This window comes from Streptomyces sp. NRRL B-1347, from assembly GCF_000720325.1.
In the GTDB taxonomy this organism is placed as follows: Bacteria; Actinomycetota; Actinomycetes; order Streptomycetales; family Streptomycetaceae; genus Streptomyces.
The window spans coordinates 35,130-54,751 of the sequence record NZ_JOJM01000056.1; the positions used below are offsets into that span (position 1 = coordinate 35,130).

Annotated in this window: 20 protein-coding genes and 1 tRNA gene; 16 read left to right on the top strand and 5 right to left on the bottom strand. The window is 72.2% G+C overall.

Annotated features, from left to right (window positions below; all coding sequences use genetic code 11):
• Window positions 1–177: 177 nt before the first annotated feature.
• The gene (locus IG74_RS0133660; protein WP_420709983.1) at window positions 178–1,524 is read right to left on the bottom strand and encodes a sensor histidine kinase; all 1,347 of its coding nucleotides are present in this window, start codon (window positions 1,522–1,524) and stop codon (window positions 178–180) included.
• Between the two features lie 286 nt (window positions 1,525–1,810).
• Window positions 1,811–2,992: a sensor histidine kinase gene (locus IG74_RS0133665; protein WP_030684948.1), complete on the bottom strand. Its 1,182-nt coding sequence runs from the start codon at window positions 2,990–2,992 to the stop codon at window positions 1,811–1,813.
• A 227-nt stretch (window positions 2,993–3,219) separates the two neighbouring features.
• Here IG74_RS0133665 and IG74_RS0133670 point away from each other — a divergent pair, with 227 nt between their 5' ends.
• The 12 genes from IG74_RS0133670 to IG74_RS0133725 all read left to right on the top strand — a co-directional run bounded on the left by IG74_RS0133670 (window position 3,220) and on the right by IG74_RS0133725 (window position 14,943).
• The gene (locus IG74_RS0133670; RefSeq protein WP_030684951.1) at window positions 3,220–3,612 is read left to right on the top strand and encodes an NADH-quinone oxidoreductase subunit A; all 393 of its coding nucleotides are present in this window, start codon (window positions 3,220–3,222) and stop codon (window positions 3,610–3,612) included.
• Window positions 3,603–4,259, top strand: coding sequence for an NADH-quinone oxidoreductase subunit B (locus IG74_RS0133675; RefSeq protein WP_030684953.1), 657 nt, complete (start codon window positions 3,603–3,605; stop codon window positions 4,257–4,259). The genes IG74_RS0133670 and IG74_RS0133675 overlap by 10 nt, the downstream gene beginning before the upstream one ends.
• Window positions 4,256–5,443: an NADH-quinone oxidoreductase subunit C gene (locus IG74_RS0133680; protein ID WP_078869252.1), complete on the top strand. Its 1,188-nt coding sequence runs from the start codon at window positions 4,256–4,258 to the stop codon at window positions 5,441–5,443. Before IG74_RS0133675 ends, IG74_RS0133680 begins: the two co-directional genes overlap by 4 nt.
• Window positions 5,440–6,408: a complex I subunit 1/NuoH family protein gene (locus tag IG74_RS0133685; RefSeq protein ID WP_030684956.1), complete on the top strand. Its 969-nt coding sequence runs from the start codon at window positions 5,440–5,442 to the stop codon at window positions 6,406–6,408. Before IG74_RS0133680 ends, IG74_RS0133685 begins: the two co-directional genes overlap by 4 nt.
• Before the next feature lie 56 nt (window positions 6,409–6,464).
• Complete coding sequence (locus tag IG74_RS0133690; RefSeq protein WP_030684957.1) at window positions 6,465–7,106, top strand: NuoI/complex I 23 kDa subunit family protein; 642 nt, start codon at window positions 6,465–6,467, stop codon at window positions 7,104–7,106.
• On the top strand, window positions 7,103–7,750 hold the full coding sequence (locus IG74_RS0133695) for an NADH-quinone oxidoreductase subunit J (RefSeq protein WP_063761312.1): 648 nt from the start codon (window positions 7,103–7,105) through the stop codon (window positions 7,748–7,750). Before IG74_RS0133690 ends, IG74_RS0133695 begins: the two co-directional genes overlap by 4 nt.
• A complete protein-coding gene (nuoK, locus tag IG74_RS0133700; protein WP_030684962.1) occupies window positions 7,750–8,196 on the top strand; it encodes an NADH-quinone oxidoreductase subunit NuoK in 447 nt (148 codons plus the stop codon). Before IG74_RS0133695 ends, nuoK begins: the two co-directional genes overlap by 1 nt.
• Complete coding sequence (locus tag IG74_RS0133705; protein ID WP_030684964.1) at window positions 8,193–10,226, top strand: NADH-quinone oxidoreductase subunit L; 2,034 nt, start codon at window positions 8,193–8,195, stop codon at window positions 10,224–10,226. The genes nuoK and IG74_RS0133705 overlap by 4 nt, the downstream gene beginning before the upstream one ends.
• A gap of 6 nt (window positions 10,227–10,232) precedes the next feature.
• Window positions 10,233–11,897 (top strand): NADH-quinone oxidoreductase subunit M, encoded by a 1,665-nt coding sequence (locus IG74_RS0133710; RefSeq protein ID WP_030684966.1) that lies wholly within the window; start codon window positions 10,233–10,235, stop codon window positions 11,895–11,897.
• Window positions 11,894–13,462, top strand: a complete 1,569-nt coding sequence (locus tag IG74_RS0133715) for an NADH-quinone oxidoreductase subunit N (protein WP_420709984.1) — start codon at window positions 11,894–11,896, stop codon at window positions 13,460–13,462. The genes IG74_RS0133710 and IG74_RS0133715 overlap by 4 nt, the downstream gene beginning before the upstream one ends.
• A 183-nt stretch (window positions 13,463–13,645) precedes the next feature.
• On the top strand, window positions 13,646–14,509 hold the full coding sequence (htpX, locus tag IG74_RS0133720; RefSeq protein WP_030684970.1) for a zinc metalloprotease HtpX: 864 nt from the start codon (window positions 13,646–13,648) through the stop codon (window positions 14,507–14,509).
• Window positions 14,506–14,943: a YccF domain-containing protein gene (locus tag IG74_RS0133725; RefSeq protein WP_030684973.1), complete on the top strand. Its 438-nt coding sequence runs from the start codon at window positions 14,506–14,508 to the stop codon at window positions 14,941–14,943. The genes htpX and IG74_RS0133725 overlap by 4 nt, the downstream gene beginning before the upstream one ends.
• A gap of 97 nt (window positions 14,944–15,040) precedes the next feature.
• On the opposite strand, the gene IG74_RS0133730 is transcribed toward IG74_RS0133725, so the two are convergent.
• Complete coding sequence (locus tag IG74_RS0133730) at window positions 15,041–16,318, bottom strand: APC family permease (RefSeq protein ID WP_051855909.1); 1,278 nt, start codon at window positions 16,316–16,318, stop codon at window positions 15,041–15,043.
• Between the two features lie 98 nt (window positions 16,319–16,416).
• Here IG74_RS0133730 and IG74_RS0133735 point away from each other — a divergent pair, with 98 nt between their 5' ends.
• Window positions 16,417–16,683 (top strand): GlsB/YeaQ/YmgE family stress response membrane protein, encoded by a 267-nt coding sequence (locus IG74_RS0133735; protein ID WP_030684976.1) that lies wholly within the window; start codon window positions 16,417–16,419, stop codon window positions 16,681–16,683.
• A 140-nt stretch (window positions 16,684–16,823) separates the two neighbouring features.
• On the opposite strand, the gene IG74_RS0133740 is transcribed toward IG74_RS0133735, so the two are convergent.
• Window positions 16,824–17,312 (bottom strand): YajQ family cyclic di-GMP-binding protein, encoded by a 489-nt coding sequence (locus tag IG74_RS0133740; protein WP_030684979.1) that lies wholly within the window; start codon window positions 17,310–17,312, stop codon window positions 16,824–16,826.
• 196 nt (window positions 17,313–17,508) lie between these two features.
• On the opposite strand from IG74_RS0133740, the gene IG74_RS0133745 reads away from it, so the two are divergent.
• From IG74_RS0133745 to IG74_RS0133755, 3 genes are all read left to right on the top strand, one after another.
• Window positions 17,509–17,590, top strand: a tRNA-Tyr gene (locus tag IG74_RS0133745).
• 228 nt (window positions 17,591–17,818) lie between these two features.
• A complete protein-coding gene (locus tag IG74_RS48220; protein WP_078869254.1) occupies window positions 17,819–18,484 on the top strand; it encodes a GNAT family N-acetyltransferase in 666 nt (221 codons plus the stop codon).
• A gap of 81 nt (window positions 18,485–18,565) precedes the next feature.
• The gene (locus IG74_RS0133755) at window positions 18,566–18,787 is read left to right on the top strand and encodes a hypothetical protein (protein ID WP_030684982.1); all 222 of its coding nucleotides are present in this window, start codon (window positions 18,566–18,568) and stop codon (window positions 18,785–18,787) included.
• 25 nt (window positions 18,788–18,812) lie between these two features.
• Here the strand turns inward: IG74_RS0133755 and IG74_RS0133760 are convergent, their stop codons facing one another.
• A complete protein-coding gene (locus tag IG74_RS0133760) occupies window positions 18,813–19,469 on the bottom strand; it encodes an SDR family oxidoreductase (RefSeq protein WP_030684984.1) in 657 nt (218 codons plus the stop codon).
• Between the last annotated feature and the right edge of the window lie 153 nt (window positions 19,470–19,622).

Sequence of the window (19,622 nt, forward strand, 5' to 3'; positions counted from 1 at the left end):
GTGGCTTTCCAGCCGTTCCGGCGTTTGAGTACGAGGCGCGGAGCGCCGCTGAGGGGGGTGCGCCGCTGAGGGGTGGGGTGCGTCGCTGAGGCGGGGTGCGCGGGTGCGCGGGTGCGCGGGCGCTCGGGTGCTCGGGGCCGCGAGGGGGTGCCGGGGAGGGCGGGTGGCCGGTGCGGGCTAGCCGCGCCAGGGCAGCTCCGCCGTCACCAGGGTCGGCCCGCCGACGGGGGACTCCACCACGAGGATCCCGTCCACCGCGTCCAACCGCTCGGCGAGGCCCGCGAGCCCGGAGCCCGCCGTCACGTCGGCGCCGCCCCGCCCGTCGTCGGACACCTGGAGCATCAGCCGGTCCTCCACCCGCCACACGTCCACGGACGCCCGCGCGGCCCCGCTGTGCTTGCTGATGTTCTGCAGGAGCTCGGAGACCGTGAAGTACGCGATGCCCTCGATCGCCGCCGCGGGCCGCGAGGGCAGATCGACCTCCACGTCCACCGGCACGGTGCACCGCGCGGCGAGCGAGGACAGGGCCGCGTCGAGCCCTCGGTCGGTGAGGACGGCCGGGTGGATGCCCCGCGCGAGGTCGCGCAGCTCCTGGAGCGCCACCTTCACCTCGCCGTGCGCCTCGTCCACCATCCGCGCCGCCGCTTGCGGGTCCTCCGCGAGCTTCTCCTTGGCGAGGCCGAGGTCCATGGCGAGGGCGACGAGCCGCGCCTGCGCGCCGTCGTGCAGGTCACGCTCGATGCGCCGCAGGTCCGCCGCCGCGGTGTCCACGACGACACCCCGGTCCGACTCCAGCTCCGCGACCCGGGACACCAGGCGGGAAGGGCCGAGCAGCCCGAGCACCAGGCCGCGGTCGACCGTGGTCAGGGCGCGGATGATCCAGGGCGTGGCCAGCGTGATCAGCAGACCGGTGAGCGCGGTGAGCCCGATCTCGAAGGGGTTGTCCAGATAGATGTGGTGCGTCTCGTCCCCGTAGAGCTGGATGCCGCCCTGGCCCGCGTAGACGGGGAAGACCCAGAACCACAGCGGGTACGTGAGCATCGCCCAGCCGTACGTCCAGAAGACCAGCGACACCGTGAAGGAGAAGATCGCCCACGGCATGTGGATGACGGCGTACACCGCGTGCCGCCAGGAGACGCCGCTCTTCAGGACGGCGCCCATCCACGCGAGGGGCCCCGAGTCACGCGGCTGGAGCGGGTGCGGGTCCTTCACCTCGACACCGAGCAGCGTCCGCGCCCGCGCCCGCTCCAGCGAGCCGAAGCCGCGGAGCGCGGTCAGCGCCAGGGCGAGGACGGGGATGCCGATGAACGTGATCAGCAGGCCCGCGCCGAGCGTCAGCATCGTCACCGCGAAGCTGAAGCCGATGACGCTGAGCGGCAGGGAGAGCAGCACGTACACGAACTCCCGCAGCGTGCGCCCCTCGAAGGGCGCACGCAGCCAGACCGGGAGGCGGTGGCGGCGGGCGGTCACCGCCCCGTCGCCACCGCGGTCCTCGGTCCAGCGGCCGTCGAGGTCGCTCCTCATGACGCGTCCGTACCCCTGTCCGTAGTCCGTGGCCATCGCTGCCGTCCGTTCTGCTCGTCCCGCGCGGTTCCCGGCCCTCCGTGACCGGCGCGGGCTACCTCTTCTCGTACCTCCAGAGTGCGCTCCGGGGCGTATGGCGGACCATGGAGCGCGTCGGCGTCTTCGGCCGGGGGTTTTCCCTACCCCACCGGGGGATGTGGGCCCCGTGCCGCCGGAGGACGCGAGCCCCGTGCCGGAGGATGCGGGCCCCGGCCGCGGAAGGGCACGCTCCGGCGCCGCGAGCGCCTCACCCCGTCCGGTCCCGCCACGGCAGCTCCGCCGTGATCGTCGTCGGGCCGCCCTGCGGCGAGTCGATGATGAACAGGCCGTCGACCGCGCCGAGGCGCTCCGCGAGGCCCGCCATGCCCGTGCCGCCCTCCAGACTGGCCCCGCCGCGCCCGTCGTCCCGCACCTGGATGAGCAGCCGCTGGTCCGAGCGCCACACCTCGACGCTCGCCGTGCGGGCGCCGCTGTGCTTGGACACGTTCTGCAGGAGCTCGGAGACCGTGAAGTAGGCGATGCCCTCGATCGCCGCCGCCGGGCGCGCGGCCAGGTCGGCGGTCACCTTCACCGGCACCGTGCACCGGGCCGACACCGAGGACAGCGCCGCGCTCAGACCGCGGTCGGTGAGGACCGCCGGATGGATGCCCCGCGCCAAATCGCGCAGCTCCTGGAGGGCGAGCTTCACCTCGCCGTGCGCCTCGTCGACCATGGCCGCCGCCGCGTCCGGGTCCTCAAGGAGCTTCTCCTTGGCCAGGCCGAGCCCCATCGCGAGCGCGACGAGCCGCGCCTGCGCGCCGTCGTGCAGGTCCCGCTCGATGCGCCGCAGGTCCGCCGCCGCGGTGTCCACGACCACGCCCCGGTCCGACTCCAGCTCCGCGATGCGCCGCTCCAGCTCGTCCGACGGCGAGAGCAGCCCGCGGGCCATCGCCCGGTCGGCGTTGGCGAGCGCCCGCACCACGAACGGCAGCACCGGCCACAGCACGAACAGGCCGCACAGGGTCAGCGTGAACGTCGCGACGCCCCACGGCAGGCGTATGAAGCCGTACAGCACGGCCCGCCAGCCCACCGGGTCCTTCAGCGTCGACCACAGCCAGGTCAGCACCCCGCCGCCGCGCCGGGACTTGAGCGGCATGGGGCTCGGCTCGTCGATGTGCACCCCGAGCAGCGTCCGCGCCCGCGCGCGCTCGAACTTGCCGAAGAGCCGCGCCCCGTACAGCGCGAGCGCGAGCAGCGGCAGACCGATGACCGTGAACGACAGGAATCCGCCGATGAAGCACGCCGTCACCACGTACGTGAAACCGACCAGGCCGGCCGGGAGATTCACCAGGAGATGCAGGATCTCCTTCCAGGTGTGCGCGTCGTACGCGAACCGGGCAGGCGGCAGTGGCTCCGGCGTGGCCTGCGAAGACGTGGGACGTGGGGTCATATGAGTAAGAGTGCCCGGAGCGCGGCACCGCGCGCCATGAGGGGTACCGCCGAACCGAACTGTGGATAACCCCACCAGATCGATCCGGTGGATCCGGCCGATGACGCGCCCGCGGCGAACCGGTCCGTGACGGTCTGCTTACCTCGCCTTTAGCAGGCCCTAGACTCCCGTGCGTACAGATCGTCGAACAGTGGCGAGACGCGGAGTGCAGGGAGCGAGGGGCTGACGTGCCAGGGACGACGTACGTCGCGGCGAGCTACTACGAGTCGTACTCCGTCGTCGGACTGCTCGCCGTGGTCGGCGTGCTGTTCGTCGCCGTCGCCTTCGGCGCGGGGCGGCTCCTCAGGCCCGTCGTGCCGACCCCCGAGAAGCTCCTCACGTACGAGTGCGGCGTGGACCCGGTCGGCGAGGGCTGGGCACACACCCAGGTGCGCTACTACGTGTACGCCTTCCTCTACGTGATCTTCGCCGTCGACTCGATCTTCCTCTTCCCGTGGGCGACGGTCTTCGCCGAGTCCGGCTACGGCGCGACGACCCTCGTCGAGATGTTCATCTTCCTCGGCTTCCTCGCCGTGGGACTGCTGTACGCCTACAAGAAGGGCGTCCTCACATGGACGTGAACCAGGAGCCCGCGGGGCCTGCCGAGCCCGTGCTCCTCCCGGAGCCGAAGAAGCTGGGCGTCCTGTCCCGGCTCGCCCCCGAGCCGATGAAGGTGGTCCTCAACTGGGGCCGCCGCTACAGCCTGTGGGTCTTCAACTTCGGGCTCGCCTGCTGCGCCATCGAGTTCATCGCGGCCTCCATGGCCCGCCACGACTTCATCCGGCTCGGCGTCATCCCGTTCGCACCGGGCCCGCGCCAGGCCGACCTGATGGTCGTCTCCGGCACGGTCACGGACAAGATGGCGCCCGCCGTGAAGCGCCTGTACGAGCAGATGCCCGAGCCCAAGTACGTCATCTCCTTCGGCGCCTGCTCCAACTGCGGCGGCCCGTACTGGGACTCGTACTCCGTCACCAAGGGCGTCGACCAGATCATCCCGGTCGACGTGTACGTCCCCGGCTGCCCGCCCCGGCCCGAGGCGCTGCTCCAGGGCATCCTCAAGCTCCAGGAGAAGATCGCCCGGGAGTCCCTCGGCGAGCGGTACGCCGCCAACGGGGCGCGCCCTTCCACGGCCGCGCTGCGCAGCGGCCTGGTGGCTCCGCCCGCGCCCTCGGGAGCGCCCGCGCCCCCGGCTCCGTCCGCGCCCTCGGCACAGGAGGACGGCAGATGACCGGCTGGCTGTCCGCCCCCGTGGAGGAGCTGTTCGGCGCGGAGGCGACCGCCGAGGAGTCGTACGAGGTCCTGACCGTGGACGTACCGTCCGCTTCGTGGCCCGATGCCCTGCGGACCGCCCGGGACACCCTCGGCTGCACGTACTTCGACTGGCTGAGCGCCGTCGACGAACCCGGCACCGGCTTCCGCGTGAGCGCCCACGTGGTGGCGCTGTCCCCGGTGCGGCGCCTCCTCGTCCGTACGACGGTCCCGCACGAGGCGCCCGTACTGCCCTCCGCGGTCGACGTCTACGCGGGCGCGGCCTGGCACGAGCGCGAGACCCACGAGATGTTCGGCGTCCGCTTCGACGGCCATCCGCACCTGGTCCCGCTGCTGCTTCCGGAGAACTTCGAAGGCCATCCCCTGCGCAAGGACTTCGTGCTCGCGGCCCGGGTCGCCAAGGCGTGGCCGGGCGCGAAGGAGCCAGGGGAGCCCGCGGCGGGGGCAGCACACGGTGGCCCCAAGCGGCGGCAGATGCTGCCGCCCGGCGTGCCCGACCCGAACGAGTGGGGCCCGATGAAGGGCCAGCTCCCCGCCGCTCCGGCGCGCCCCGCGCGCGGAGCCGGCCGTGCCGCGGCCGCGGGGGCTGCGGGGGAGCGTCCGGCACGTCGTACGCGTACGGCGAGCGGGGGCTCGGCGAGTCAGACGGACGCGGCGCCGCCGCGCCGGGCGCGCAGCGCGAGCCAGGGGTCGGCGTCGCAGCGTACGGCGGCGGACGCGGCCCCCGAGACCCCGGCCGCCGACGCTCAGGCCCCGGCCCCGGCCCCGAGCCCGGCCAAGCCGCAGTCCGCCCCGCACAGCTCCGACGCCCCGTGGCACCACGCCCGCCCGGCCTTCGACACGCCGGACGCGGACGCGGACGCGAAACCGCCGACCGCGCCGGAGCCGGAGCCCGCGCCCGCCCCCGCGCCGAAGACCCCGGCGGCACCGCCAGAGAACGCGGCGGACGCAGAAGACTCCGGGAGCACCGGGAGCACCGGGAGCACCGGGAGCACCGGGAGCACCGGGGGCACCGGGAGCACCGGGGGCACCGGGAGCACCGGGGGCACCGGGAGCACCGGGGGCACCGGGAACTCCGGGAGCACCAGGAATTCTGGGAGCGCCGAAGACACCGGCAACGGAAACGAAGGAGACCCGCAGTGAACGACGCCCTCGACGTCGCCCTGCGACTCCTCGTCGTCTTCGTCGCCTTCCTCGCGCTGCCCCTGATCGTCGGCCAGACCGAGCACAAGGTGATGGCCCACATGCAGGGCCGCCTCGGCCCCATGTACGCGGGCGGCTTCCACGGCTGGGCCCAGCTCGTCGCCGACGGCGTGAAGTTCGCGCAGAAGGAGGACGTCGTCCCCGCCGACGCCGACCGCCGCGTCTTCCAGCTCGCCCCGGCCGTCGCGCTGCTGCCCTATCTGCTGGTCCTCGTCGCCATCCCCATCGGCCCCCAAGAGGGCGCCGTCGGCCAGGTCGTCGACGCGGGCGTCTTCTTCGTCCTCGCCGTCATGGGCGTCGGCGTCCTCGGCTCCCTGATGGCGGGCTGGGCGTCGGCCAACAAGTTCTCCCTGCTCGGCGGCCTGCGCACCGCGGCCCAGCTGCTCGCGTACGAACTGCCGATGCTGCTCGCCGCCGCGTCCGTCGCGATGGCCGCGGGCACGGTCTCGCTGCCCGGCATCCTCAACGCCTTCGAGTGGTGGTGGCTGCCCTGGCAGATCGTCGGCGCCCTGGTCTTCTTCGTGGCCGGACTCGCCGAACTCCAGCGCCCGCCCTTCGACATGCCGGTCGCCGACTCGGAGATCATCTTCGGCGCGTACACCGAGTACACCGGGCTGCGCTTCGCGCTGTTCCTCCTCGCCGAGTACGCCGGGATCGTCGTCCTGTGCGGCCTGACCACCGTCCTCTTCCTCGGCGGCTGGCACGGGCCTGGGGGCGCCGACGGCCTCGGCTGGGTGTGGACCCTCCTGAAGACCGGCCTCCTCGCCTTCGTCGTCATCTGGCTGCGCGTCACCTACCCCCGGCTCCGCGAGGACCAGCTCCAGAAGCTCTCCTGGACCCTCCTCGTCCCGCTCGCCCTGGCGCAGATCGCGCTCACCGGAATCGTGAAGGTGGCGATCAACTGATGGCCCGCCCGTCACCCGACCACCGCCCCTCAACGACGCCCTCCGGGCGGCCCCGCATGTCCGTCCCCGGATCCGGCCTGGCCAAGGGCCTGGCCGTCACCCTCCGCACGATGACGCGGAAGTCCGTCACCGAGCAGTACCCGGACGTCCAGCCCGATCTGGCGCCCCGCACCCGCGGCGTCATCGGCCTGTTCGAGGAGAACTGCACGGTCTGCATGCTCTGCGCCCGCGAGTGCCCGGACTGGTGCATCTACATCGACTCCCACAAGGAGACCGTCCCGGCCGCGGCGCCCGGCGGCCGCGAGCGCAGCCGCAACGTCCTCGACCGCTTCGCCATCGACTTCTCCCTCTGCATGTACTGCGGCATCTGCATCGAGGTCTGCCCCTTCGACGCGCTGTTCTGGTCCCCGGAGTTCGAGTACGCCGAGACCGACATCCGCGAGCTCACCCACGAGCGTGACAAGCTCCGCGAGTGGATGTGGACCGTCCCGGCGCCGCCCGCCCTCGACCCCGCCGCCGAGGAGCCCAAGGAACTGGGCGCCGCCCGCAAGACCGCCGACAAGCTGGCCGCCGAACAGGAGACCGCCGCCCGCGAAGCCGCCGAGCGTGCAGCCGCCGAGCGCGAAGCCGCTGAGCGTGCGGCCGCCGAGCAGCGGGGCACCGAGCAGCGGGGCGCCGAGGCCGAGGGGGACGCGTGAACTTCGACATCGCCGCCACGGCCCCGCACGGCTTCCTGTCCCCGACGGGCGTCGAGATCGCCTTCCTCCTCGTCGGCCTCGTCACCCTCGGCGCCGCGCTCGTCACCGTCACCACCAAGCAGCTCGTGCACGCCGCGCTCTGGCTGGTCGTGGCGCTCGGCGGGCTCGCCGTCGAGTACCTGCTCCTGACCGCCGAGTTCATCGCCTGGGTGCAGGTCCTCATCTACGTCGGCTCCGTCGTGGTCCTCCTCCTCTTCGGCCTGATGCTCACCAGGGCCCCCATCGGCCGCTCCCCGGACGCCGACTCGGGCAACCGCTGGGTCGCGCTCGCCGTGGCCCTCGCCGCCGCCACCGCTCTGGTGTGGGTCGTCGTGGACGCGTTCCGTACGCAGTGGATCGACCTGGACGGCGCCCCGCAGGGCTCCACCGAGGTGACCGGCGCGTTCCTCTTCCGGAACTGGGTGCTGCCCTTCGAGGCCCTCTCCGTGCTGCTCCTCGCCGCACTGGTCGGCGCGATCGTGCTGTCCCGCAAGGCCAAGGACGACCCCGGCGGCGACGGCGGCAAGCCCCCGAAGGGCCGGACGGCCCCGCAGGCCCCGAAGGCTCAGCAGGCCCCGAAGGCCCAGCAGGAGAGGACCCGCTGATGCACCTCGCCTACCCCGCCGTCCTCGCCGTCCTCCTCTTCTGCGTCGGCCTGTACGGCGTGCTCGCCCGCCGCAACGCGATCCTGGTCCTGATGTCCGTCGAGCTCATGCTCAACGCCGTCAACCTCAACCTCGTCGCCTTCGACGTCTGGCTGCGCGACAAGCTGCACTCCGGCCAGGCCCTGACGCTGTTCACCATCGCCATCGCCGCCGCCGAGATCGGCATCGGCCTCGCGATCGTCCTGGCCGTCTACCGCAACCGGGGCAGCTCCGCCGTCGACGACCTCCGCGACACCGCCGAGCACCCGGACGACCCGGACGACGACGATGACGACGGCGACGACACGGACGCAGCCGCCCTCGACGAGCCCGAACCCGCCCCGGACGAGGCGTCCCCGCAGCCGCAGACGTCTCAGCAGTCGCAGAAGGCCGAGGCCACCGCGTGACCACGACCACCCTCGCCGTTCTCGTCCCCCTCCTGCCGTTCCTCGGCGCCGCCGCCGGTCTTCTGCTCGGCCGCACCGTCCCCGGCCTGGTGCGGCCCCTCGCGGTGCTGCCCACCCTGACGTCGCTCGTCCTCGCCGCCGTCGTGGCCGCCCGCCAGGGCGGCGACTCCGCCGTGGACGCGGCCACCCAGCTCACCCCCACCGGCTCGGTGCCGATCGACCTCGCCCTGCACATCGACGGCTTCGCCGCGCTCGTCGCCGTCCTCGTCGGCGTCGTCGCCTCCTGCGTGCAGATCTACTCGACGGGCTATCTGCGCGACGACCCGCGCTACCCCTCGTACGCCGCCCTCGTGTCGCTGTTCACCTCCGCGATGCTGCTCGTCGTCTACTCCGGCGACCTGATGGTGCTCCTGGTCGGCTGGGAAGTCATGGGCATCTGCTCGTACTTCCTCGTCGGCCACTACTGGGAGACCCCCGAGGCCCGTGCTGCCTCGCTGAAGGCCTTCCTGGTCACCAAGCTCGGCGACGTCCCCTTCCTGATCGGCCTGTTCGCGCTCGCCGTCGACGCGGGCTCGTTCCGGATCACCACGGTCCTCGCGACCGTCGCGGACGGCGGCCTCGACCACCCGACGCTGATCGCCCTGCTGCTGCTCGCGGGCGTGGCCGGCAAGTCCGCGCAGTTCCCGCTGCACACCTGGCTGCCCGACGCGATGGCGGGCCCGACGCCCGTCTCCGCGCTGATCCACGCCGCGACGATGGTCGCGGCCGGTGTCTACTTCGTCGCCCGGCTCCTCCCGGTCTTCGCCGCCTCGTCGGCGGCCCTGGTCGTCCTCGCCGTCATGGCCGCCGTCACCATGGCCGGCTCCGCCCTTGCCGCCCTCGCCCAGGACGACATCAAACGCGTCCTCGCGTACTCGACGATCGGCCAGCTCGGCTACATGACCGGCGCGCTCGCCGTCGGCGACCGGGGCGCCGCGGTCTTCCACCTCCTGTCCCACGGCGCCTTCAAGGCGCTCCTCTTCCTCGCCGCCGGCGTGATCATCCACGCGGCGGGCACCAACTCCCTGGCCGCGATGTCCCGCATGCGGAACCTGCGCGCCCGCGTCCCCGACGCCTACTGGACGATGACCGTGGCGCTCCTCGCGCTCGCCGCGATCCCGCCCTTCAGCGGCTTCTTCTCCAAGGAGGCGGTCCTCGGCGCCGCCGAGCACACGGCCACCGGCCACGCCGACTCCGCCCCCGCCGCGGCGGGCTGGATCGTCCTCGTCGCGGGCCTGCTCAGCGCGCTCCTCACCGCCGCCTACGCGGCCCGGCTGTGGCTGCTCGCCTTCCACGGCACCGGTACGGAGGCCCCGGACCACGGCCGTCAGCCCGTCACGATGACCGCCGTGCTCTGGGTGCTCGCCGTCCCCTCGCTCGCCTTCGGCCTCGCCGTCGGCACCCTGCCGGACTGGTTCGACGGCCACGAACTCGCCCCGAAGCTCACCACCTCCGTCCTCGGCACCGGCCTCGCCCTCGCCGGCGCCCTGGTCATGTACGGCGCGTGGCGGCACACCACCGCGCTCGCCGCCCGCGTCCCGATCGGCGCGGTCGCCGCCCGTTCCCAAGTCCTCGGCTCCGCTCGCACAGGGGAGAGCCCATTCGACGCCGACGGGGGCGAGGTCGAGGCGGAGGCCATCGCCACCCACGCCCCCGCGTACGGCGACATCGCGAGCGCCCCCGACCCGGCGGACCCCGGCCGTCTCCTGCTCGGCCCGCTGCACCGCCACGCCGCCGCCGGCTTCCATCTGGACGCCGTCTACGCGGCCTTGTTCGTCCGCCCCGTCCAGGCGGGCGCCCGCCTCGTCCGCTTCCTCGACCGCGAGGTCGTCGACGCGTACGTCCGCGGCGCGGGCACCGCCCCCCGCCTGCTCGGCGCGGCCGTCCGGCGCGCGCAGACCGGCAACGTGCAGACCTATCTGAGCGCGCTGCTCGCGGGCACCGTCGTCCTGGCGGTCGCCGCCGTCCTCGTCGCCACCGCCGGAGCGTGAGCAGCAGTGATCGGTATCAGTGAGTCCGTGATGCAGTTCCTTCTCGCGTTGATCGTGGTCGGTCCGCTGGTCGGCGCCGTGGCCGCCCTCCTCCCGGCGCCGCCCGGGCTGAAGGGGAAGTCGCCGGACCAGGCCGTGCTGCGCCACGGCGTGACCGTGACCGGCGCGGTGCTCGTCGCCGCCGTCGTCCTCGCGCTCGGCTTCGACCACGACCACCCGTCGAAGATGCAGGCCACGACCGACATCAGCTGGATCCCCGCGCTCGACGTGCGCATCCACCTCGGCATCGACGGCATCTCCCTCCCCCTTCTGGTCCTGACCGCGCTGCTGACCTTCCTCTGCGCGCTGTACAGCTACTTCAAGCAGCAACATCAGCGGCTGGCGCCGCGGGCCGAGGGCCCGTCACCCAAGGCATTCGTCGCGCTGATCCTCGTGCTCGAGTCCGGCACCCTCGCGACCTTCGCCGTCCTCGATCTGCTGCTGTTCTTCCTCGCGTTCGAGATGGTCCTCATCCCGATGTACTTCCTCATCGCCCGCTGGGGCGGTGCCCAACGCGCCCAGTCCGCCTGGAAGTTCATCCTCTACACGCTGCTCGGCTCCGTCGTGATGCTGCTCGGCCTCCTCCTCATCGGTCTCAGGTCCGGCACTTTCGACATGGTGGCACTCGCCACTGACAATCACCCGGGCCTGACCAAGTCCGTGCAGGTCATCGCCGTATTGGCGATCGGGATCGGGCTCGCGGTCAAGACGCCGATGTGGCCGCTGCACAGCTGGCTGCCGGACGCCCACACCGCCGCGCCGACCGTCGGCTCGGTCCTGCTGGCCGGCGTCCTGCTGAAGATGGGTACGTACGGGTTCATCCGGATCCTGCTGCCCATCGCGCCGGACGGCATGCGGACCTTCGCGCCCTACCTCGCCGCGTTCGCCGTCGTCGGGATCATCTACGGATCGCTCGCCTGCCTCGCGCTCGCGCGGCCCGGCGCCAAGGGCGACCTCAAGCGCCTCATCGCGTACTCGTCCGTCGGCCACATGGGCTTCGTCCTGCTCGGCATCTCCACGATGAGCCCGACCGGCGTGAACGGCGCCCTGTTCGCGAACATCGCCCACGGCCTCATCACCGGCCTGCTGTTCTTCCTCGTCGGCGCCCTCAAGGACCGCACCGGCACCAGCGACCTCGACGCCCTCTCCCGCCCGTCACCCGACCACCGCCCCTCAACGAGCGGCTCCGCCGCGCCGGATTCCTTCCAGCCCGGCGCCGCCCTCTACGGCAAGGCCCCGCGCCTCGGCGGCCTGCTCGCCTTCGGCGCCGTCGCCTCGCTCGGCCTTCCCGGACTCGCCGGGTTCTGGGGCGAGATGCTCGCCCTGTTCGGCGCGTTCGAACCCGCCGACGAGCTCAGCCGCCCCGCGTACCTCACGTTCATGGCGATCGCCGCCTTCGGCACCCTCCTCACGGCCGCGTACATGCTCATCGTCGTACGCCGCGTGTGCATGGGCCCGGCCGTGGACGGCGGGGCGCGGCAGACGCCGCGGCTCGCCGACGTCCACGGCTACGAGCTCGCCTCCTGGACCCCGCTCGTCGCCCTCACCGTCCTCGCCGGACTCTGGCCCGCGGCCCTCCTCGGCCTCACCGACCCGGCCGTGCAGCAGCTCCTCGCGGGAGGAAAGTCGTGACCGTGGCCCCCACCGACAGCGCCTTCGTCGAGAGCGCGGCCAGCGTCGTCCAGAGCGTCGACTGGCCCGCGATCCTGCCGCCCACCATCACGGCCGTCGTCGCGCTCGCCGTCCTGGTGATCGACCTCTTCGTAGGAGAGGACCGCAAGGCGCTCCTCGGCTGGATCTCCCTCGCGGGCCTGGCCGCCGCCGCGGTCTCCATGCTGCCGATCGCCGACTCCCACCACCGCGACACCTTCTGCGTGGTCGGCACGGGCGGCACCGTGTGCAGCTACACGGTCGACGAGTTCACCCTCGTCATCCAGCTCCTCGTCCTCGGCGGGGCGCTGCTCGCCGGTCTGCTCTCCCTGAGCACCCTCAAGGACGCGCGGGCCGCCAAGAGGGAACTCCCCGAAGGGGAGTTCTGGTTCCTGCTCCTGTCGTCGGTGGCGGGCGCCGTCCTGCTGCCCGCCTCCCGCGACCTCGCCACCCTCGTCGTCGCCCTCGAAGTCGCCTCCCTGCCCGCCTTCGCCCTGGTCGGCCTCAAGCGCGGGGACAAGCGGTCCTCCGAGGCGGCCCTGAAGTTCTTCCTCTCCTCGGTCGCCGCCACCGCGGTGACCCTCCTGGGCGTGAGCTTCGTGTACGCGGCCACGGGCACCCTCTACCTCACCGAGCTCGACGAGAAGCTCGGGCAGGTCGACGGCGAGCTGGAGACGCTCGTCCAGGCCGGTGTCGTGCTCACCCTCGTCGGGTTCGCCTTCAAGGCGGCGGCCGTCCCGTTCCACTTCTGGGTACCCGACGCCTACGTAGGCGCGCCCTTGCCCGTCGCCGCGTACCTCTCGGTCGTCGGCAAGGCGGTCGGCTTCACCGGCCTCATCCTCGTCACCGTCGTCGGCTTCCGGTCGTACGCCGACGTGTGGGGCCCGGCCATCGCGGCCCTCGCCGCGCTCACCATGACGGCGGGCAACGTCGCCGCCCTCAGACAGCAGGCCACGCGCGCGTACAGCGCGGTCCGGCTGCTCGCCTGGTCGTCGGTCGCCCAGGCGGGCTACCTCCTGGTGCCGATCGCGTCGGCCGGATTCGACAACGGGCGGGGGGAGGACGACCCCACGGACGCCGTCGGCGCCACCGTCGCGTACGCCCTGATGTACGCCGTCGTGAACCTGGGGGCCTTCGCCGTCGCCGCGCTCGTCGGCCGCACGAAGCGCAAGAACCGCGTCAGCGACTACCGGGGCCTGTACGCCAAGAGCCCGCTGTCCGCCCTGACCCTGGCCTTCTTCCTGCTCTGCCTCGCGGGCCTGCCCCCGGGCATCATCGGCCTCTTCGCGAAGGTCACCGTCTTCTCGGCGGCGGTCGACGCGGGCCTCGGCTGGCTCGCCGTGATCATGGCCGTCAACGTGGTCATCGCGCTGTACTACTACCTCCAGTGGACGGCGCTGCTGTTCCGCGCCCCCGAGGGCGAGCCCGCCCGGCACCGCGTCCCCGCCCCCCTCACCGCGGCCATCGCCGCGACCGCGGTGCTCGGCATCGCCCTCTCCGGAGCGCCCCAGCTGGTCCTGAGGTTCACCGGGACCAGTCCGTTCTGACGCCTTTCTGAAGCCGCTGCGCCCCCGACGCGACCGCGTCACCCGGGCGGCCCACAGCGGCTCCGGCGCGCACAAGGGAACTAGCTCCTCCCGCCTGGCGTTGACCAGGAAGGGAGGGTCCACTGAACAGTGGAAGCACCTGCAAACAGAGGGTTCCCCCGCGCACCACCAGGAGGGCGTACCGTGCACCGCCGAACCAACGGGCTGAAAACCGCCGTACTCCTCGGGGGACTGTCGGCACTCATCCTCGTCATCGGCAGCTTCTTCGGGCGTACGGGCCTGATCATCGCGCTCTTCGTAGCCATCGGGACGAACGCGTACGCGTACTGGAACAGCGACAAGCTGGCCCTGCGCGCCATGCGCGCCCGCCCGGTGAGCGAGTTCGAGGCCCCCGAGCTGTACCGCATGGTGCGCGAGCTCTCCACCCAAGCCCGCCAGCCCATGCCCCGCCTGTACATCTCACCCACCGAAGCGCCGAACGCCTTCGCGACGGGCCGCAACCCGCGCAACGCCGCCGTCTGCTGCACGGAGGGCATCCTGCGCATCCTCGACCAGCGCGAGCTGCGCGGCGTCATCGGCCACGAGCTGAGCCATGTCTACAACCGGGACATCCTGATCTCCTCGGTCGCCGGCGCCCTCGCGTCGGTCATCATGTTTCTGGTCAATTTCGCCTGGCTGATTCCCATCGGCCGGTCGAACGACAACGAGGGCCCCGGCATCTTCGGCATGCTCCTGATCATGCTGCTCGGCCCGCTCGCGGCGTCCATCATCCAGCTCGCCATCAGCCGCTCCAGGGAGTACGAGGCCGACGCCTCCGGTGCGCAGCTCACCGGCGACCCCCTGGCCCTCGCAAGCGCTTTGCGTAAACTCGACGCCGGTACGAAGCAGTTGCCGCTCCCCCCCGAGCCGCGGCTGGAAACGGCGAGCCACATGATGATCGCGAACCCGTTCCGGCCGGGTCAGGGTATGTCGAAGATGTTCTCCACCCACCCGCCGATGGCGGAGCGCATCGCCCGGCTCGAAAAGATGGCAGGTAGCCCGCGATGAAAGTAGTCCTGAACGTCATTTGGCTCGTCCTGTGCGGACTGTGGATGTGCATCGCCTACCTGTTCGCGGGCGTGGTCCTGTGCGTCACGATCATCGGCATCCCGCTGGGCCTCGCCGCCTTCCGCATCGGCCTCTTCGCGCTGTGGCCCTTCGGCCGCAAGGCCGTGGAGCGGGCCGACGCGGGCGCGCCGTCCCTGATCGGCAACGTGGTGTGGCTGATCCTCGCGGGCTGGTGGCTGACCCTCGGCCACATCATCACCGGCGTCCTGCTGTGCGTCACGATCATCGGCATTCCGCTGGGCCTCGCCAACTTCAAGATGATCCCGATCTCCCTGATGCCGCTGGGCCGCGAAATCGTGCCCACGGACGAGCCGTTCGGCGCGCCGTCGGTACGCCCGGCACCCGCCGGGCACCCGCAGAACCAGGGGTGGTGACGGGCTCCGGAGAGGCTGGCGTCGGGGCGATGCGCCGACGAAGGCGCGCGCCTAGGCGCGGTGTCGCTCCGGCGGACAGGTCCACGCAGGCCGCGCGTCAGCGTCGGCCCGCCGCGATTCGCCGCCGCACCCCGTAGGACACGACCCCCACCGCCAGCACCGCCGCACCCGCCACCACCGAGGCCCACGGCAGCGCGAACGCCAGCACCACGCACCCCACGGCGCCCACCAGCGGCCCCACGCGCGCGAGGGGCGCTCGACTCAGCGTCCACGCCGACGCGTTGGCGATCGCGTAGTACACGAGCACCCCGAACGACGAGAAGCCCACGGCGTCGCGCACGTCCACCGTCGCGGCGAGCAGCGCCACCACCGCGCCCACGGCGAGCTCCGCCCGGTGCGGCACCTGGAAGCGCGGGTGCACGGCGGCCAGCGCCCCCGGCAGATGGCGGTCGCGCGCCATGGCCAGCGTCGTCCGCGACACCCCCAGGATCAGCGCGAGCAGCGACCCGACGGCCGCCACGGCCGCCCCCGCCCGCACCACGGGCACCAGGCCCGGCGCCCCCGCGGCCCGTACGGCGTCCGCCAGCGGAGCAGAAGCCTCCGCGAGCCCGCCCGGCCCCAGGACGGCGAGCACCGCCACGGCCACGCACGCGTACACCGCGAGCGCGATGCCGAGCGACAGGGGAACCGCCCGCGGAATGGTGCGCCCGGGATCCCGGACCTCCTCGCCGAGCGTCGCCACGCGCGCGTACCCGGCGAAGGCGAAGAACAACAGCCCCGCCGCTTGAAGAACGCCGCCGAACCCGCCGCCGGAGAGCCCCACGTCCACGCGCCCCGCGTCGGCCTCGGCCGAGCCCAGACAGACCACGACGACCAGCACGAGGACCGCGAGCACCACGGCCACGATCACCCGGGTCAGCCACAGCGACTTCCGCACGCCCAGGTAGTTCACGGCCGTCAGCGCCACCACGGCCGTCACCGCGACGGCGTGCGCCTGCCCGGGCCACACGTACGCCCCGACCGTCAGCGCCATGGCCGCGCACGAGGCCGTCTTGCCGACGACGAACGCCCAGCCCGCCAGATGGCCCCAGAACTCCCCGAGCCGCTCGCGCCCGTACACGTACGTCCCGCCGGACTCCGGATGGCGCGCCGCGAGCCGAGCCGAGGCCATGGCATTGCAGTACGCGACCACGGCGGCGACCGCGAGCGCGATCAGCAGCCCGGACCCGGCCGCGTCCGCCGCGGGCCCGAGGACCGCGAAGATCCCGGCCCCCACCATCGCGCCGAGCCCGATCACCACGGCGTCCCGGACCCCGAGCGTCCGCCGCAGCCCGACAGCCTCCGCGGACCCCTGCCGTCCCGCCCGCCGTGTCATGGACCCGCACCTTACCGACGTCCGGGAACCGCCACCGGCCCATGCGGCGTCCTCCAGGACAACAACGCACGAAAAGGCACGAAAGGTCAGGTCACCGCGTGGGTGTCATCAGTTGGATCATTCTGGGCCTGCTCGCCGGTGCCACCGCCAAGCTGCTGCTCCCGGGCCGCGACCCGGGCGGCTTCATCGGCACGACGGTGATCGGCATCGCGGGCGCCTTCGTCGGCGGCTGGATCTCCGCGCGCTTCCTCGACCGGCCCATAGCCGAGCACTTCTACGACGGCGCCACCTGGATGGCGGCCATCGGCGGCTCGCTCGCCCTGCTCATCGCCTACCGCATCCTCTTCGGCCACTCCCGGCGCTGACTCCGCCGGACACCCGGAGACGTCCCCACGAGACCCACGAGTTCCGAGTTCCCCACACAGACCGCAGCCAGCAGCAAGGGCGGGCACCCGATCCGGGTGCCCGCCCCCTTTATGTCCTGTGACTATGTTCCGCGACCTGCCTACCGGTAGTTCACGAACTGCAGTGCGAAGTCGAAGTCCTTGCCCTTCAGGAGGGCGATCACGGTCTGGAGGTCGTCACGGCTCTTGGAGCTGACGCGCAGCTCCTCGCCCTGCACCTGCGCCTTGATGCCCTTGGGGCCCTCGTCGCGGATGATCTTCGCCACCTTCTTCGCGTTGTCCTGGGAGATGCCCTCCTCGATCGACGCGAAGATCTTGTACTCCTTGCCGGACAGCTGCGGCTCGCCCGCGTCCAGGGACTTCAGCGAGATGCCGCGCTTGATCAGCTTGGACTGGAACACGTCGAGGATCGCCTTCACGCGGTCCTCGCCGTTCGCCTCCATCAGGATCTTCTCGCCGGACCACGAGATCGAGGCACCCGTGCCCTTGAAGTCGTAGCGCTGCGAGATCTCCTTGGCCGTCTGGTTGAGGGCGTTGTCGACCTCCTGCCGCTCGACCTTCGAGACGATGTCGAAACTGGAGTCGGCCATGTCCTGTGGCTCCTTGTATCGGTAACTGCGTACTCAGCGGGTACACGGCCTTCAGTCGCCGACCGCATCCGCAAAGCCTAGCCACTGCCCCCGCGCCGGGTGCCGATCAATCGGGTGGCGAAGCACCCCCGGTCATCAGGTATCGTTTACGTCGTTGCCACGGGGCACCGCGAGAGCGGGGCCAGGCAGCAACCCCGGCGGTGTGCCCGAGCGGCCAAAGGGAGCAGACTGTAAATCTGCCGGCTCAGCCTTCCCAGGTTCGAATCCTGGCGCCGCCACGCTGAGAAAGACCCCCTTCGATGTGCGATTACGCAGGTCGGAGGGGGTCTTTGCGTAGGCAGGGGCAGCCGTTCGCTGGAATCGAAAACAGGTGACTTGCCTCACTCTGCTGCGCCCGGAGCCGTCGGCGGCGGAAGACACCCTCCCGCTACTCGATCGATCTGTCATGCCCTTGTGACGTGACGCGCCATGGCGCCGCCGGCCCGCCGCCCCTACCTTCGACAGCCATGGGCAGGCCCAAGAAGAACAAGCCGCGCCGAAGACGCCTGGCCGACCAAGAGTCGGGCGGCACCTACGAATGCCACGTCGAGGGAGTGCGTGTCCGGCGGGCGCGCCGCGGCGAAGGCCGACGTATCCGAGAAGTGCTCTCCGCGATCGACACCGACTACGAAGACCTCGATTACGCCGCGGACCGGATCGACATCGGCGTCTACGAGACCTCCGGTCCCGGCCTGCGCCGCGCCCTGGTCGCGGAAGCCACAGAGGCCACAGAGGCCGCGGACGAGCCGAATCTGGTCGGCGCCCTCCTCGCGCTGCCGCCAGGGAACCTCCTGCACCGGCTTCGAGAGGCCGGTACCGCTCCATCGGTGGTGAACAGCGCGGCCCGGAGCATCGGGAAGCTCAAGGCCGTGGCCGTCGCGCCGGAGCGCGAAGGCCACGGCATCGGATCCGCTCTGGTGCGGGCGTGCGTCGACGAGTACGCCGCGGCCCGGTACGACATCGTGTTCGCCCAAGTCGACCTCGGCAAACCGGCCCTGCTGCGCTGGTACGAGCACCTGGGCTTCGAGGCACTGGGCCCCGGCGCCCCCCTGCGCCTTGACCACGGCGGGCGGGTGGCCATCTACCCCGATGACGACGAACAACTCGTCGTGCGTGACCTGCGAGGGGGATGAGAGCGCGGCAGCGAGTCCTGACGGCTGCTTCGCCGGGAGCGGGTGCACGGCGGACGCGGGCCCAGTAGGCAAACTGGTGTCATGTCGTCCAGCTCAGCGCGCCGCAGACACTGCCCGGAGTGCCGTCGCGAAATCGCCGTCGTCGGCGGGCGGTTCGCCCGCCACGATCCGCCCGGGCCGCGCGGCGGAGAGGACCTGGTCTCCTGCCCCGGCTCGCGCCGGTTCGCCCAGATCGGCGCCGCGCAGCCCGCGCTCGACGGCTATGTGGTGCCGGAGTTCCCCGGCCAGCTGCCCCTGTTCTGAACTCCGGGCGGCCGGTGACGGCAGGTCAGTTGCCGGCCACCGACTTCACCGCCACCGACACCGGCGTCGAGCCGCTGACCAGTTCCAGCGTCAGACCCGCCGTCGCCGGGGTCTCCAGGAGTTCGGCGAGGCTCGCGGCCACGTCGTCACGGGGGACGGGGCCGCGCCCCGTCGACGCCTCCAGGCGCACGAGTCCCGTGCCCGCGTCGTCCGTGAGCATCCCGGGCCGCAGGATCGTCCAGTCGAGGGCCGAGCGGCTCCGTACGGCCGCGTCGGCCTCGCCCTTGGCGCGCAGGTACGCGTCGAAGACCTCGTCCCCCGCGTGGTTCGGGTCCGCGCCCATCGACGACACCACGATGTACCGGCGCACGCCCGCCCGTTCCGCCGCGTCCGCGAACAGGACGGCGGCCGCGCGGTCCACAGTGTCCTTCCGGGCGGCGTCGCTGCCGGGGCCCGCGCCCGCGGCGAACACGACCGCGTCCGCGCCCTCCAGGTGCGCCGCGACCTCCTCGACGGACGCCGACTCCAGGTCGCACAGCACCGGCTCGGCACCGGCGTCCCGCAGATCGGACTCGTGCGCCGAATTGCGGATGATCCCTACGGCTTCGTCCCCGCGCGCGGCGAGCAGCCGCTCCAGACGCAGGGCGATCTGTCCATGGCCTCCAGCGATGACAATGCGCATGTCTCCGACGGTACGGCAGATCCGGCCGCTCGGCCTCGGGCGGCGCCCACGGCCCCACCGGTCGTACGGCGCCCCGGTGAGCTGCCCGAACCAGGGAAGGAGCAGGAAGGGGAAGGCGAGGCCGCCGACCAGGGCGCCCACGTAGTCCGCGGC